The organism is Allokutzneria sp. NRRL B-24872, from assembly GCF_002155965.1.
Classification (GTDB): domain Bacteria; phylum Actinomycetota; class Actinomycetes; order Mycobacteriales; family Pseudonocardiaceae; genus Allokutzneria.
In genome coordinates, this window is sequence record NZ_MUMH01000003.1 from 1 (window position 1) to 14671 (window position 14671).

Here is a 14671-nt window from a genome sequence, read left to right on the forward strand (position 1 = left end):
GCTCAGATCACCTCGGGCTCGGCGCCGGAGTCGGCGACGAGGGGCTTGCCCACCGCCTGCCAGCGCTGCATGCCACCGGCCACGTTGATCGCGTCCCACCCGTTCTGGTTGAGGAAGGCCACCGCCCGCGCGGAGCGGCCGCCCATCCGGCAGACCACGTGCAGCTCGCCGTCCTCCGGCAGGTCGGCGAGGCGTTCGGCCAGCTCACCCAGTGGGATGTGCAGCGCGCCGGGGGCGTGGCCCGCGTTCCACTCGTCGTGCTCGCGGACGTCGAGCAGCTTCACGTCCGCACCGAGCTCGGTCACGTCGGCCGTGGGCACCTGCATGGGGTTCACACCGCAGATGCTGCCATGCCACCGCGTATCGCCGCAGTGAACCTAGCCCAGTGCCGCGAGGTTGCTGAGCAGGTCGACGATCACGTTCTCCGGCAGCGGGGTGAGATCCGGCTTGCGCCCCTCGTTCGGCGTCGCGGTGCGGAAAGCGAGCGACATCTCGTAGCCGTTGATCTGGTACCAGCGACCGGACGGCGTGAACGCGCGCAGCCCCTCGCTGGAGGCCTGCACGACGGCACCACCGGGCAGGTTCAGCCAGTGCATCTTCTGCGCGCAGCCGCCGGTGACGGCCGAGGCGTAGTACTCGGCGGCCTGCGCCAGCGGCCCGCCGTAACGGCCGGCCGACAGCGAGAACGTGCGCTGGAGCTTCCTGTCCTTGCTGTGGACCGCGACTTCGGCGAGGCCGCGGTTGACGTTGACCCACGTTTTGCTGATCACTTGGACCGAGTCGCCCTGGTAGTGCTTGGAGAGCCCGTTGAGCAGCACCGGGAGGTACATCTCCTCCGGCAGCACCTCGCGCCCGCTGGCCGCTGGCAGGGTGATCTGCTGGCACGGGGCGACGCGCGCGTCCGGGTACTTCGAGGTGGGCGCGGGCGAGACGTAGGTCGGCTCGTGCACGGTCCAGCCGGGGCGCGGCGACTCCGGCATCGGCACCGGCGGGGTGGAGACGGCGGGGCCCGCTGGCGGCAGCCGCTCCCCGTCCGCGCCGAGACCGAGGTTGCCGAGCGCCGACGCGCCGACGCCGATCCCGACCACGGCGACGATCGCGCTGGCGACGGTGCCGATCCTGGTGATCAGCACGCGTCTGCGGCCCCTGCGGATCACCTCCTCCACCCTGGTTGCCGGTGGTGGCGCCGCGCCGTCGACGACGCGCTGCAGCGCCGCACGCAGGTCCTGTTCGTCATCCCACATGTCGATCACCTCCTCAGCAGCCCGCCCGCGTCGCCGGGTGCAACGCAGGTGTGTTTCCGTCGCCGGGACCGTACGCCTGGCGAAGGGCTTGCAGCCCTCGTGATGTCTGGCTCTTGACGGTGCCCGTCGTACAGCCGAGCACGTCCGCAACCTGCTCAACGGACAGATCCTGGATGAATCGGAGCACGATGACCGCACGTTGGCGTGGCGGCACCTTCTGCAACGCGGCGAGCAGCGCGGGCCGGTCCTCGATCGCGCCGGTGTCCTGGACCACCGGACGCTCCGGTGGTGACTCGGTGGGCTCTTCCCGTGCCCGGCCCCTCCGCTTGGTGTCGAGGAAGGTCCTGGTCAGCACGGTTCGCAGGTAGGCGTCGGCTGTCTCGGACCGAACCCGGCGCCAGTGCGCGTAAACCTTGACGAAGGCGTTCTGGGCCAGCTCCTCGGCCTCGTTCCAGTTGCCGCACAGCGCGTACGCGATGCGTCTGGCGAAGTCGAACCTCGCCGAGAAGAACTCGGCGAACTCGTCGTCGCGCCGCGTCAACCCGTTCCTCCTCCGCCGTGTCGTCACCCGGTAATACGCGACGGCCGCCCGTGGGGTTGCAAACGTGAGGCGGCCCCGTCAGCGAGTGCTGACGGGGCCGCATCGGCACGGCGAACTCAGTGGTCGACGGCCTTCTCGGCGCCCGCGCCGGTGAGCGCGCGCACCTCCATCTCCGCGTACTTGGCCGCGTTCGCCTTCTCCTTGCTCAGCACCGTGCCGAGGTAGCCGAGCAGGAAGGACAGCGGGATCGAGACCAGGCCCGGGTTGTCCAGCGGGAACCAGTGGAAGTCGACGCCCTGGATCATCGAGGCGCTCTTGCCGGTCACCGGGTCGACGGGCTTGCCGGAGACCACCGGCGAGAACACGATCAGCACCACCGTGACGGTCAGACCGCCGTAGATGCTCCACAGCGCGCCCGCGGTGTTGAACCGCTTCCAGAACAGTGAGTACAGGATGGTCGGCAGGTTCGCCGACGCCGCGACCGCGAAGGCCAGCGCGACCAGGAACGCGATGTTCTGCCCGTTGGCCAGGATGCCGCCGAGGATGGACAGCACGCCGATGACCACCGCGGTCCTGCGGGCGACCCTGACCTCGGCGTTCTTGTCCTCGACCACGCCCCTCTTGATCACGTTGGCGTAGATGTCGTGCGCGAAGGAGGCCGCCGCCGTGATCGTCAGGCCCGCGACGACCGCGAGGATCGTGGCGAAGGCGACCGCGGCGATCAGGCCGAGCAGCAGCGTTCCGCCCAGCTCGTAGGCCAGCAGCGGGGCGGCCGAGTTCGCCGCTCCGGGAGCCGCCTTGATCTTGTCGGGGCCGACGATCGCTGCCGCGCCGTAGCCGAGGACCAGCGTGAACAGGTAGAAGATGCCGATCAGCCAGATCGCCCAGACCACCGAGCGGCGGGCCTCCTTGGCCGTGGGCACGGTGTAGAAGCGCATCAGGATGTGCGGCAGGCCCGCGGTGCCGAGCACCAGCGCGAGGCCGAGCGAGAGGAAGTCCAGCTGGGTGAGCCCGGTCTTGCCGTACTGCAGACCCGGGTTGAGCAGCTTCTCGCCCACCTTCGGGCTGTTCTCCACGGCCGCGCCGAGCAGCGAGGACAGGTTCACCCCGTACTGGGCGAGCACCCACAGCGTCATCACGGCGGCGCCGGTGATCAGCAGGACCGCCTTGATGATCTGCACCCACGTGGTGCCCTTCATCCCGCCGATCAGCACGTAGATGATCATCAGGACGCCGACGACCGCGATCACGCCCGCCTGCGCCCAGCTGTCGGTGACGCCGAGCAGCAGTGCGATCAGGCCGCCGGCCCCCGCCATCTGCGCGAGCAGGTAGAAGAAGGACACCGCGAGGGTGGAGATCGCCGCGGCGGTGCGCACCGGGCGCTGGCGCATCCGGAAGCTGAGCACGTCGGCCATCGTGTACTTGCCGGTGTTCCGCAGCAGCTCCGCGACCAGCAGCAACGCCACCAGCCACGCCACCAGGAAGCCGATGGAGTACATGAAGCCGTCGTAGCCGTTGAGCGCGATGGCGCCCGCGATGCCGAGGAAGGACGCCGCCGAGAGGTAGTCACCGGCGATGGCGATGCCGTTCTGCGGCCCGGTGAACGCCCGCCCGGCCGCGTAGTAGTCGGCGGCGGACTTGGTGTTCTTGCTCGCCCGGAACACCACCACGAGCGTGATCACCACGAAGGCGGCGAAGATGCTGATGTTCAGCCACGGTGATCCCGCGACGGTCTGCGCGAGGTTCACGCGTCCTCCTTCTCGACCCTGCGCCGCAGGTCCTCGGCCAGCGGGTCGAGGTTCTTGTTCGCGTGCCGCACGTACAGCGTGGTGATGAGGAAGGTGGAGACGAACTGCAGCAGGCCGAGCACCAGGCCGATGTTGATGTTGCCGATCACCTTGATGCTCATGAAGCCGTGCGCGTAGTCCGCCAGGATCACGTAGAGCAGGTACCAGCCGAGGAACAGCGCGGTCATCGGGAAGACGAACCGCCGCAGCCGGCGACGCAGGTCGCCGAACTCCGGGCTGGCCTGCATGGCGGCCCAGACCTCCTGGTCGGGCTCAGACCGCTCAGTGGAACTCACGGAACCTCCCCGTTCTGGTGGGATGTTCATGTTTTCCGGGGACCGTATCCGAGAGCTGCGTCACTCATAAACGGGACGTGCCCAATCGTTGGGATGGTCGGGCCGATTGGTCGACGACCGGATGAAACGACTGGTCCGAACGGACCCGAGAAGGGACCTGATCAGCTGGAAAGCGCTCTACTTGCGCTGCCGCCGACTTGCCCAGCCGGTGATCGTCGTCGAGGTCCGCTTGGACACGTCGACGGGTGGCTGGGCCTGGTTCCCGAAGTGCTGGACGTCGCGGTCCTTCGTGAATCCCAGTCGATCGGGGGCGTGCATCCGCAGCATCACCTGGGAGACGTCCTTGGGCACGCTGCGGTAGGACAGCTTGCTGAAGAACCACATCGACAGGAACGACAGCGGGACGCTGATCATCCCGGGCTGCGCGACGAGCGAGTTCACCCAGCCGCTGGTCGAGGTGGTGAGCAGGACGTAGGCGGTGGAGGCGAGCACGACCCCGCCGCCGGTGAGGATGCCCATGGTGGCGCCGAACGGGGTGAGCCCCCGGTACCAGATGCCCAGGATCAGCAGCGGGCAGAACGTGGAGGCCGCGAAGCACAGCGCGAGGCCGACCGACTGCGCGGCGCCGAGGTTGGGGAACAGCAGCGCGCACACGATCGGCACCAGCGAGCCGAACACCGTCGCCAGCCGGAAGTCCCGCACGCGTCCCGGCAGCACGTCCGTCGAGAGCACGCCCGCCACGCTGACCAGCAGGCCGGAGGAGGTCGACAGGAAGGCCGCGAACGCCCCCGCCGCGGTCAGCGCCGCCAGCAGCTGGCCGAACCAGTTGTTCAGCATCGCGCTCGGCAGCAGCAGCACGGCCGCGTTGTCCTGGCCGGTGACCAGCAACTCCGGCACGTACAACCGCGAGAGCCCCGCGAAGATCAGCGAGAACAGGTAGAAGCCGCCGACCAGGACGAGCACGTAGAGCGTGGTCGTGCGCGCCGACGAGCCGTCCGGGTTGGTGTAGAAGCGGACCAGGACGTGCGGCAGCCCCATCGTGCCGAAGAACGTCGCGAACATCAGCGACCAGATCTCCAGCACCTGCGGCCACCCGCTGGACATCGGCCGCAGCCAGCTGGCGTTGTCGGCGGCGGCGGTGGTGACCGACGGGACCGGGGCACCGGCCGGGAAGATCAGCTGGGTGCCCTTGTCGACCGACTTGACGGTGCCCGCCGCCCAGATCGCTCCGCCGTCGACCGGGGCCCCGTCGATGGAGCCGCGCGCCTTGAGCGAGACCGCCTGCGAGACCTGGAGCCGCACCGCGGTCTTCACGTCGATCGTGGTCTCCCTGGCGAACGCGGGAGGCAGCGGTTCGGACAGCGAGCGGTAGTCGGCCCTGTCGTCGCCGAGGAAGACGAAGAACAGCACGAACGCCGGGAACGCCAGCGCGAACAGCTTCAGGTAGTACTGGAACGCCTGGACCAGGGTGATCGCCCGCATACCGCCGCCGACCACGTTGATCGTGACGGTGATGGCGACCGCGAGCCCGCCCAGCCACGCGGGCACGCCGGTGAAGGTGGACAGCGTCAGCCCGGCGCTCTGGAACTGCGGCACCAGGTACCACCAGCCGAGCAGCACGACGACCGCCGTGCACAGCTTGCGCAGCGCGGTCGAGCTCAACCGCGCTTCAGCGAAGTCCGGCACCGTGTACGCGCCCGAGCGGCGCAGCGGCGCGGCCACGAACAGCAGCAGCGCGAGGTAGCCGCCCGCGTAGCCGAAGGGGTACCAGAGACCCGTGGCGCCCTTGGTGAACACCAGCCCGGCGACGCCGAGGAAGGAGGCGGCCGAGAGGTACTCGCCCGCGATGGCCGCGGCGTTGGCGTGCGGCTTGATCGTCCGGCCCGCGACGAGGAAGTCCGGCGTGGTCTTGGACCTGCGACCGCCGTAGACACCGACGCCGATGGTGAGCGCCATCGCGAGGATGACCCCGCCCAGCGCCCAGTTGTTCTGCACCATCGCGTCCGCCTGGCCTTCAGTCTTCGACCATGCCGGTGTACTGGTTGGCGAACTTCGCCTCGTTGCGCTCGACGGCGCGGTTGAAGAACATCCCGACGACGACCATGAAGGGGTAGGCGAGCCCGCCGACGAGCAGCCACGGCAGCCGGATGCCGAAGATCACGGCCTCGCCGATCTCCGGGACCATCACGAACAGCACCGGCAGCCCCGCGTAGAGCGCCAGCACCAAGCCGGCCAGCGAGATCGCGATCTTGAGCTGCCTGCGGACCAGCTCCTTGACCACGCTCTCCGCGATCGGGGTGTCCTGGCCCTCCAGCTGCGCCATCGGTCGCAGGATGCGCCGCGCGCCGCGCCGTTCGGCGAGCACGACCTTCACCCGCCGCTTGCCGCGCAGCGGGTAGGTCGGGTCCTCGACGGCGTCCTCGTGCTCGGCCTGCCCGTTGCGCGTGTGCTCCTGCCCGCCAGGGCCCAGCCCGTCAAGGGGGTCCTGGCCGTGCGGGAAGCTCACCGCTGGCCCCAGTTGTTCTTGGGCGCGCGGACCAGGCGGTCCTTCAGCTCCCTGGTGTGCCTGCGGCTGACCGGCAGCTCGGGCGCTCCCGCCTCGTTGCCCAGCCGGACCGTGTAGCCGGATGACACCATCTTCAGCTCGGTGATCAGCGGCAGCGCGACCAGGTACGAGCGGTGGATGCGGACGAAGCCCGCGTCAGCCCACTTCTCCTCCAGCTGCGCCAGCGGGATGCGCACCAGGTGGCTGCTGCCGTCGGAGGTGTGCAGCCGCGCGTAGTCGCCCTGGGCCTCCACCCACCGCACCGAGGAGCGCGGGATGAGCTTGGTCGTCCCGGCCAGCTCGACCGGGATGACCTCCTCCTCCACCGGCTCCGCGACGGCGGCGGCAGCGGTCTCCAGCTGGGCGGTCAGCTGCGTGCGCTCGACCAGCCCGAGCACGCGCTCGATGCGGTCCTCGCGCGGCGGCTTCACGATGTAGTCCAGCGCGCCCAGCTCGTAGGCGCCCAGCGCGTACTCCTCGAAGCCGGTGATGAACACCAGCGCGGGGGCGGGCTGCACGCCGACCATCAGCCTGGCCAGCTCCATCCCGGACAGGCCGGGCATCTGGATGTCGGCGAAGACGGCGTCGACCGGCGCGATGCCGTTGCGCAGCCGGTGGTGCACCTCGGCATCGGCTCCGCGCAGGATGCTCAGCGCCTCGGTGGCGTCGCCGGCCAACAGCACTCGCCGCACCCGCGGGTTGGAGTCCAGCAGGTACCCGATCTCGTCCAGGTTGTTGGGCTCATCGTCGATGGCCAAGACGATGAGCCCCGCTGGCTTTCCGTTCGTACTCACAGTGACGCCATATCCTGCCGATCGCCCAGGTCTGATGTCCACGACCAGTGTCGGGACAACAGGGTGACAGATCGCAGACGTTAGCCCAACACACGGTCATCCCGCGCCACCGCTGCACCACACCGTTACGAGCCCTGGGGTTACAGGCCCAGTCGGGACCACCACGCGCGGTGCTCGACGACCTCCACGGCGCCGAGGACCTTGTCCGCCGGGGAGCCGAACAGCGCGCTCGCGCCGATGCCGAGCTTGGCGAGCAGCGGTTTCTTCGGCTCGGTCACCGTGATCTCCGCGCCCTTCCAGCGCTTGGTGACCACCTGGCGCAGCGTGCCGACGCCGTCGATCAGCCCGAGTTCGGCCGCCTTGGCGCCGAGCCAGACCTCGCCGTTGAACAGCTCCTCGTCGGTGCCGCGCAGCTTGTTCCCGCGCCGCTGCTTCACCCAGTCGGTGAACTGCTCGTGGAGCTGGTCGAGCATGCCGCGCAACCACGCGACGTCCTCGGCCTTCTCCGGGCTGAACGGGTCGAGCCTGGACTTGTTGGTGCCAGCGGTGTGCAGCCGCCGCTGCACGCCGAAGCGCTCCAGGACGTTCTCCAGCCCGAAGCCGGAGTTGATCACACCGATGGAGCCGACCATCGAGGTGCCGCACGCGTAGATCTCGTCGGCCGCGCAGGCCAGCCAGTACCCGCCGGAGGCCGCCGCGTCCTCGCAGAAGGCCAGCACCGGCACCTTCTTCTCCTCCGCCAGCTCGCGGATGCGCCCGGCGATCAGCGCGGACTGCGTCGGCGAGCCGCCGGGTGAGTTGATCAGCAGCGCCACCGCGGCGAGCCGGTCGTGGTCGAAGGCCTTGGTCAGCGCGGACTCCAGGCTCTGCAGGTTGAGCGCGCCCCGTGCCATCGGCGACGGGTTGGGGGTGATCACCCCGTGCAGGCGGACGACGGCGACGACGGGTGCGCGATCACCCTGGTTGCCGAGGATGGGCAGTCGGGCGGCCAGCTTCTCGGTCACGCTCATGACCTCGACCCTACGGAAGGATCAGCCCACGGGCGCGGGCGGCGGCGCGTGCACGCCGACGGCGAACTTCGGCACCCGCAGCACGACCTTGGTGCCCGCGTTGAGGTTGGTCTCCACGACCAGGCCGTAGTCGTTACCGAAGGCCCTGCGCAGCCGGTCGTCGACGTTGCCGAGACCGACGTGCGCGCCGGTCATGTGGGCGTTGTCGGTGGCCTCGCGCAGCCGCTGCGGGTCCATGCCGACGCCGTCGTCCTCGACGCTGATCATCGCTTCCGCGCCGTCGTCGATCGCGGCGACCGTGACCGTCCCGCCGCCCGGCTTGCTGGCCAGGCCGTGCCGCACCGCGTTCTCCACCAGCGGTTGCAGCGTCAGGAACGGCACGACGACGGGCAGCACCTCCGGCGCGATCTGGAGCTTCACGTTGAGCCGGTCGTTGCCGTAGCGGGCGCGCTCCAGCGTCAGGTAGCGGTCGATGTTGCGCAGCTCGTCGGCCAGCGTCACGTACGGCCCGGCGTTGCGGAAGGAGTAGCGGGTGAACTCCGCGAACTCCTGCAACAGGTCCCGGGCCTGCGAGGGATCGGTGCGCACCAGCGAGGAGATCGTGGTCAGCGCGTTGTAGATGAAGTGCGGTGAGATCTGCGCCCGCAGCGCGCGGACCTCGGCAATGGCCAGCCGCTCGCGGGACTCCTGGAGCTCGGAGAGTTCGAGCTGGGTGACCACGTAGCGCGCGCCCTCCTCGGCGGCGCGCAGCAGACGTTTGCCGCCGATGCCCGCCACCACGACCATCGCGCCGACGATGGAGCCGTCGACCTCCAGCGGGTAGGCGACCGCGTGCCGCATCGGGCACTTGTTGATCTCGCAGTCCATGGTGCCGTGGTTGGCCAGCGCGGGTTTGCGGTCGTTCACCGCGATGGCGACGATGTCGCGCAGGTCCTCGAAGTGGTAGTTCGCCTCGCCCGCCCAGGACAGCGGTTCGCCGTCCGGGTCGACGAGCGCGACCGCCACGCAGGCCAGCAGTTCGCGCAGGTGCGGCGTCGCCTGATCGGCCGAGCGCACGGAAAGTCCTTCGCGCAGCGCGGGTGCCGCCTGGGTGACCCGGTGCAGCGCGGTCAGCGTCGCGTCCTCGACGGAGGTGCTGACGCGGCGGGCGCGGCAGAGCATGACGAAGAGCGCGAGCACGGCTATGCCCGCGATACTCCCCATGATTGCTCTGTCGGTGAGCAGCTCACTCACTCGCTCATGCTCCGCTGTGACGGCCCCGCAGGGCAACTGTCCTGGCGCACTGAAACTGTGCCGAATGGATGAACCCGGCGCGTGCCCGATGTGGTCGGTGCTTCCTGTTGAACATTACGGTACCGCCGGGAGAGGGTGTCCGGTGTGCGAACTCTCGATGGAACAGCCGTTCGAGTCGCGCTCTTCGCGACCTGCCTCGCCGACACGCTTTTCCCCGAGACGGCCAAGGCCACCGTGCGCCTGCTGGAGCGGCTGGGTTGCGTCGTGGAGTTCCCGCAGGCCCAGACCTGTTGCGGGCAGATGCACTTCAACACCGGCTACCGCGAGCAGGCGCGGCCGCTTGCGGACAACTACACGCGCGTCTTCGCCAGCTACGACGCGGTCGTCGTACCCTCCGGTTCGTGCACGGGAATGGTTCGCGAGGTCTATCCCGATCTGACGGGCTCGCCGAACTCCCCTGCGATCGCCAGGACCTACGAACTGTCGGAGTTCCTCGTCGACGTGCTCGGCGTGACCGATGTTGGCGCGTACTTCCCGCACCGCGTGACCTACCACCCGACGTGCCACTCGCTGCGCATGCTCGGGGTCGGTGAGAAACCGTTGCGCCTGCTGCAGAACGTGCGCGGACTGGATCTGGTGGAACTGCCGGAGGCCGATTCCTGCTGCGGTTTCGGCGGCACGTTCGCGATGAAGAACGCCGAGACCTCCACGGCGATGCTCGGCGACAAGATGAGCTGCGTGCTGACCACGCGCGCGGAGGTCGTGACCGCAGGGGACAGCTCCTGCCTGATGCACATCGGTGGTGGCCTGTCGCGGCTGCGCACCGGTGTTCGCCCCGTCCACCTCGCCGAAATCCTGGCCAGCACGGAGGAGGACCCGTGGCGCGCAACCCGGTGACCTGGCTCGGCACCCCGGCTTTCCCGGTCGCGGCGAAGAAAGCGCTCACCGACACACAGCTGCGCCGCAACCTCCGCAAGGCCACCACGACGATCCGGGGCAAGCGCGCGCTCGCTGTCGGCGAGCTCCCGGACTGGGAGGACCTGCGCCGCGCGGGCGAGGCGATCAAGAACGAGGTTCTGTCCAATTTGGACAGTTACCTGGAACGGCTCGAACGGTCGGTGACCGCGCGCGGCGGGATCGTGCACTGGGCGCGGGACGCCGCCGAGGCCAACGAGATCGTGCTGCGGCTGACCAGGGCAGCCGACGCCGACGAGGTCGTGAAGATCAAATCCATGGCCACTGCGGAGATCGGGCTCAACGAGGCGCTGGAAGCCGGTGGGGTCACGCCGATCGAGACCGACCTCGCCGAGCTGATCGTGCAGCTGGGCAAGGACCGCCCGTCGCACATCCTGGTCCCCGCGATCCACCGCAACCGCTCGGAGATCAGGGAGATCTTCCGCAGGGAGATGCCCGGCGCTCCCGAGGGCCTGACCGACGAGCCGCGCGAGCTCGCCGAGGCCGCACGCGCGCACCTGCGACGGAAGTTCCTCACCGCCAAGGTCGCCGTGTCCGGTGCGAACTTCGCCGTCGCCGACACGGGTTCGGTCGTCGTCGTGGAGTCCGAGGGCAACGGCCGCATGTGCCTGACCCTGCCGCAGACGCTGATCACCGTGATGGGCATCGAGAAGCTCGTGCCGTCGTGGCGCGACCTCGAAGTGTTCCTCCAGCTGCTCCCCCGGTCCTCGACGGCGGAGCGGATGAACCCGTACACCTCGGTGTGGACCGGCGTCACGCCCGGCGACGGCCCGCAGGAGTTCCACCTGGTGCTGCTGGACAACGGCAGGACCGCGACGCTGGCCGACGAGGTCGGTCGCGCGGCGCTGCGCTGCATCCGGTGCTCCGCGTGCCTCAACGTCTGCCCGGTCTACGAGCGCACGGGTGGCGGCGCCTACGGCTCGGTCTACCCCGGTCCGATCGGCGCGATCCTCACCCCGCAGCTCATGGGGAACCTGCAGGACAAGCAAACCGCGTCGCTGCCGTTCGCGTCGTCCTTGTGCGGAGCGTGTTTCGACGCGTGCCCGGTGCGCATCGACATCCCCAAGATCCTCGTGCACCTGCGCGGGAAAGTGGTGTCCAGCAAGGGAAAACGCGGTCCGGAGGCGGTCGCGATGTCCGCGCTGGCGTGGGTGATGCGCGATCCCAAGCGCTTCGCAGCCGCGCAGCGCGCCGGTTCGCTCGGCCGGTTCGTCGCGAAGGGCGGGCGCATCGGCAGGCTGCCGTGGCCGGGCTCGAAGTGGACGGACTCGCGCGATCTTCCCGTTCCCCCAGCCGAATCCTTCCGCGCGTGGTGGAGGCGAACCCGTGGCTAGCTCAGCTGCTGCACGTGCCGAAGTGTTGCGCCGCATCAAGAGCGCCCTGCGCGACAACCCCCAACCAGCGCCGATCCCCCGCGAGTACGACGTTTCCCGCGATCTCGGCGATCTGATCGAGGTCTTCGCCGAGCGCGTCGCCGACTACCGCGCGATCGTGCACCGCGTCCGCGCCGAGCGGCTGACGGTGTGGATCGACGGCCTGCTCGAAGCCCGTGGCGCACGTCGGATGATCGCCCCGACCGATCTGCCGGAGGACTGGCTGAGCCCCGATGTGGAGTGGCAGCGCGATTCCCCGCCGCTGTCGATCGACGCGATGGACTCCAGCGACGGCGTGCTGACCGCCTGCGCGGTGGGCATCGCCGAGACGGGCACGATCGTGCTCGACGCCGGGGTCGGCCAGGGCAGGCGCGCGCTGACGCTGCTGCCGGACTACCACTTGTGCGTCGTCCGCGCGGAGCAGGTGGTCGGCACGGTGCCGGAAGCGTTGGCGCGCCTGGACCCCGTCCGTCCGCTGACGTTCATCAGCGGTCCGTCCGCCACCAGCGACATCGAGCTCGACCGCGTCGAGGGCGTGCACGGTCCGCGCACCCTCGAAGTGATCATCGTGCAGGACTGAGCTACTTCAGCAGCCGGTCCATCCGCCGGTCCGACAGCGGTTTGCCGCCGGTCTGGCAGGTCGGGCAGTACTGGAAAGCCTTGGTGGCGAAGGAAACCTCGCGGACGGTGTCGGAGCACACCGGGCACGGCATCCCCGCGCGCCCGTGCACGCGCAGCCCGGAGCGCTTCTCGCCCTTGAGCCGCGCCGCCGCCTGCCCGACCGAGCGCTCCACCGCGTCGGTGAGCACCTTGCGCAGCGCCGCGTACAGCTCGTCGATCGCGTCGTCCTTGAGCTTCTTGCTGGTCGCGTAGGGCGAGAGCCGCGCGGTGTGCAGGATCTCGTCGGAGTACGCGTTGCCGACGCCCGCGAGCGTGGACTGCTCGACGAGCAAGGTCTTCAGCCGCTCCGAACGGTTCTTGAGCAGGTCGGCGAACTCGTCCCTGGTGATCGCGAGCGCGTCCGGCCCGAGCCTGGCGATGCCCGGGACCTCGGTCGCCGGGTCCTCGACGATGTAGACCGCCAGCCGCTTCTGCGTCCCGGCCTCGGTCAGGTCGAACCCGGGGCCTTCACCGGGCGGGCCGAGGTGCACGCGCAGCGCCAGCGGTCCCTTGCCCGGCCGGGGCGGCGCGGCGGCGAGCGTGTCCGCCCACCTCAGCCAGCCGGCCCTGGACAGGTGCGTGACCAGGTGCAGGCCGTCGCAGTCCAGGTCGAGGAACTTGCCGTGCCGCGCGGCGCCCGTGACGGTGCGCCCGTGCAGCGCCGTCCACGGCGGGCTGACGGTCTTGAGCACGGTCAACGACGCGACGTCGACCCTGCTCACGGTGCATCCGGTGGCGTGCTCGCGCAGGTGGTGCGCGAGTGCCTCGACCTCGGGAAGTTCAGGCACCCGCCCAGTCTGACCCAGGCGGGGCGCCCCCGCGACTAGTCGATGGGTTGGAGGGGTCCGTCGACGGCGGGGGTCGAGTAGACCTCGATGTCCCTGGCGATCTTGGTGGTCTCCTGGTGGGCGGCCATCATGCCGCGCACCGCGCCGACCCAGCGCTCGGGACCGTGCTCTTCGAGGTCACCGGGGGTCTCCGCGACCACGGTCCACTGCCTGCGCAGCGCCCAGCGGGCCGGGAAGAACAGGATGAGCATCGCCAGCGCCAGCAGCAGCCAGAACGGGATGACCACGTCGCTCGGTGTCCACGCCACCAGGACGGCGACCAAGCCCATGACGATCACGGCCATGACGATCCCGGAGGTCCGTCCGGCGTTGACGTCGTGCTCGAACTCGTCGACCCCTGCGGGGTTCGACCACTCGATATGGGTGCGCACGGTCCACATCCGACCGTCCGCTCCTCGAACCAACCGCGTCATCAGCGCCTCCTCAGCCGTCGGCACCGGTCACGCTGGTGCCACGACTCACCGAGCGCTCTGTGTCTGTAACGGTACCGCGACGCGCGTAGGCCCCGCGGGTGAAACTGGTGTGCACCGAACCTCCGGGCAAACGGCTGCGAGCGGTGAGCATCACGCGGGGATTGTCCCGCGAGCAGCCCCGGTTGGCACGTGCGGGTGAGGCAAAAACCAAAAGTCGATCACTGACCAGCAACATCCACCGCGCGCAACTCGTCGCGGGCCAACGCGGCGGCCGTGCCGTCGACCAGCACCCGCAGGCCGTGCTCGAACGCCTCGTCACCGCCCGCGCTCCCGCCCTCGCCGAGCGCCGTGACCAGCGCCGACCGCATCCCGCCCGGCACCAGCTGCGCGAGCCCGCCGAGCCGGTCGTCCGCGTCCGGCGCTCCCCGGTCGGCGGCGGACTGCTCCTGGAGCGCGAAGCCGTTGATGAACTGCGAGGCCGCCGTGATCGTGCGCAGCGCCAGTACCGGAGTGAACCCGCGCCCGACCATCGCCGTCAGCTCGTCGTTGAACAGCCGGATCGTCTCCGCGCTGAGGGCGGCCGAGCCGGACACGACGCGCGCGCCGTCGCGGTGGGCCAGCAGCGAACGGCGATAGGAGCGGCACCGGCGGAGCAGCCAGTCCTGCCAGCTCTCGTCCTCGCGCGGCGGCCCCATCCCGGCGGCCAGGACGATCGCGTCCGCCATGCCGTCGAGCAGTTCCTGCTTGTTCTTGACGTGCCAGTACAGGGCGGGCGACTGGACGCCCAGCTCCGCGGCCAGCCTCCGCACGGTCAGCCCGTCCAGCCCGACCTCGTCCAGCAGCCGCAGTGCCGTCTCGATCAGGACCTCCCGGGTCAGCCCGGGCCTTTTCGTCGCGCTCATCGGTTGCCACCTTAGCATCGCTAAGTTAGCTTAGCAGCGCTAAGGAGGAG

General features: G+C 69.7%; 16 protein-coding genes. 3 read left to right on the top strand and 13 right to left on the bottom strand.

Annotated elements, in window-relative coordinates:
* Positions 1-2 precede the first annotated feature (2 nt).
* From CCN37_RS00360 to CCN37_RS00405, 10 genes are all read right to left on the bottom strand, one after another.
* Entirely contained in the window at positions 3-326 is a 324-nt protein-coding gene (locus CCN37_RS00360; RefSeq protein WP_086818570.1) for a rhodanese-like domain-containing protein, read from the bottom strand.
* Positions 327-377: 51 nt separating this feature from the next.
* Positions 378-1244 (bottom strand): hypothetical protein, encoded by an 867-nt coding sequence (locus tag CCN37_RS00365; protein WP_143261338.1) that lies wholly within the window; start codon positions 1242-1244, stop codon positions 378-380.
* 13 nt (positions 1245-1257) lie between these two features.
* On the bottom strand, positions 1258-1785 hold the full coding sequence (locus CCN37_RS00370; protein ID WP_086818572.1) for a SigE family RNA polymerase sigma factor: 528 nt from the start codon (positions 1783-1785) through the stop codon (positions 1258-1260).
* A 116-nt stretch (positions 1786-1901) separates the two neighbouring features.
* A complete protein-coding gene (locus tag CCN37_RS00375; RefSeq protein ID WP_086818573.1) occupies positions 1902-3533 on the bottom strand; it encodes a cation acetate symporter in 1632 nt (543 codons plus the stop codon).
* Positions 3530-3868, bottom strand: a complete 339-nt coding sequence (locus CCN37_RS00380; RefSeq protein WP_371503558.1) for a DUF485 domain-containing protein — start codon at positions 3866-3868, stop codon at positions 3530-3532. The genes CCN37_RS00375 and CCN37_RS00380 overlap by 4 nt, the downstream gene beginning before the upstream one ends.
* A 177-nt stretch (positions 3869-4045) precedes the next feature.
* A complete protein-coding gene (locus tag CCN37_RS00385; RefSeq protein ID WP_086818575.1) occupies positions 4046-5866 on the bottom strand; it encodes a cation acetate symporter in 1821 nt (606 codons plus the stop codon).
* A 16-nt stretch (positions 5867-5882) separates the two neighbouring features.
* Positions 5883-6374, bottom strand: a complete 492-nt coding sequence (locus CCN37_RS00390; RefSeq protein WP_086818576.1) for a hypothetical protein — start codon at positions 6372-6374, stop codon at positions 5883-5885.
* Positions 6371-7207, bottom strand: a complete 837-nt coding sequence (locus CCN37_RS00395) for a LytTR family DNA-binding domain-containing protein (protein ID WP_246842734.1) — start codon at positions 7205-7207, stop codon at positions 6371-6373. Before CCN37_RS00395 ends, CCN37_RS00390 begins: the two co-directional genes overlap by 4 nt.
* Before the next feature lie 140 nt (positions 7208-7347).
* A complete protein-coding gene (locus CCN37_RS00400) occupies positions 7348-8217 on the bottom strand; it encodes a S49 family peptidase (RefSeq protein ID WP_086818577.1) in 870 nt (289 codons plus the stop codon).
* Between the two features lie 21 nt (positions 8218-8238).
* On the bottom strand, positions 8239-9420 hold the full coding sequence (locus tag CCN37_RS00405; RefSeq protein WP_086818617.1) for a sensor histidine kinase: 1182 nt from the start codon (positions 9418-9420) through the stop codon (positions 8239-8241).
* 174 nt (positions 9421-9594) lie between these two features.
* Here CCN37_RS00405 and CCN37_RS00410 point away from each other — a divergent pair, with 174 nt between their 5' ends.
* From CCN37_RS00410 to CCN37_RS00420, 3 genes are read left to right on the top strand one after another with little or no spacing between them, the layout of a single operon-like run.
* Positions 9595-10347: a (Fe-S)-binding protein gene (locus CCN37_RS00410; RefSeq protein WP_086818618.1), complete on the top strand. Its 753-nt coding sequence runs from the start codon at positions 9595-9597 to the stop codon at positions 10345-10347.
* Positions 10329-11759 (top strand): LutB/LldF family L-lactate oxidation iron-sulfur protein, encoded by a 1431-nt coding sequence (locus CCN37_RS00415; RefSeq protein ID WP_086818578.1) that lies wholly within the window; start codon positions 10329-10331, stop codon positions 11757-11759. Before CCN37_RS00410 ends, CCN37_RS00415 begins: the two co-directional genes overlap by 19 nt.
* 22 nt (positions 11760-11781) lie before the next feature.
* Complete coding sequence (locus CCN37_RS00420; RefSeq protein ID WP_246842735.1) at positions 11782-12378, top strand: lactate utilization protein C; 597 nt, start codon at positions 11782-11784, stop codon at positions 12376-12378.
* 1 nt (position 12379) lies between these two features.
* On the opposite strand, the gene CCN37_RS00425 is transcribed toward CCN37_RS00420, so the two are convergent.
* From CCN37_RS00425 to CCN37_RS00435, 3 genes are all read right to left on the bottom strand, one after another.
* Positions 12380-13246 carry an Fpg/Nei family DNA glycosylase gene (locus tag CCN37_RS00425; protein WP_086818580.1) on the bottom strand — a complete coding sequence of 289 codons (867 nt, stop codon included), beginning with the start codon at positions 13244-13246 and terminating at the stop codon, positions 12380-12382.
* Positions 13247-13281: 35 nt separating this feature from the next.
* The gene (locus CCN37_RS00430; protein WP_086818581.1) at positions 13282-13719 is read right to left on the bottom strand and encodes a DUF983 domain-containing protein; all 438 of its coding nucleotides are present in this window, start codon (positions 13717-13719) and stop codon (positions 13282-13284) included.
* Positions 13720-13937: 218 nt separating this feature from the next.
* Positions 13938-14621, bottom strand: coding sequence for a TetR/AcrR family transcriptional regulator C-terminal domain-containing protein (locus CCN37_RS00435; RefSeq protein WP_086818582.1), 684 nt, complete (start codon positions 14619-14621; stop codon positions 13938-13940).
* Between the last annotated feature and the right edge of the window lie 50 nt (positions 14622-14671).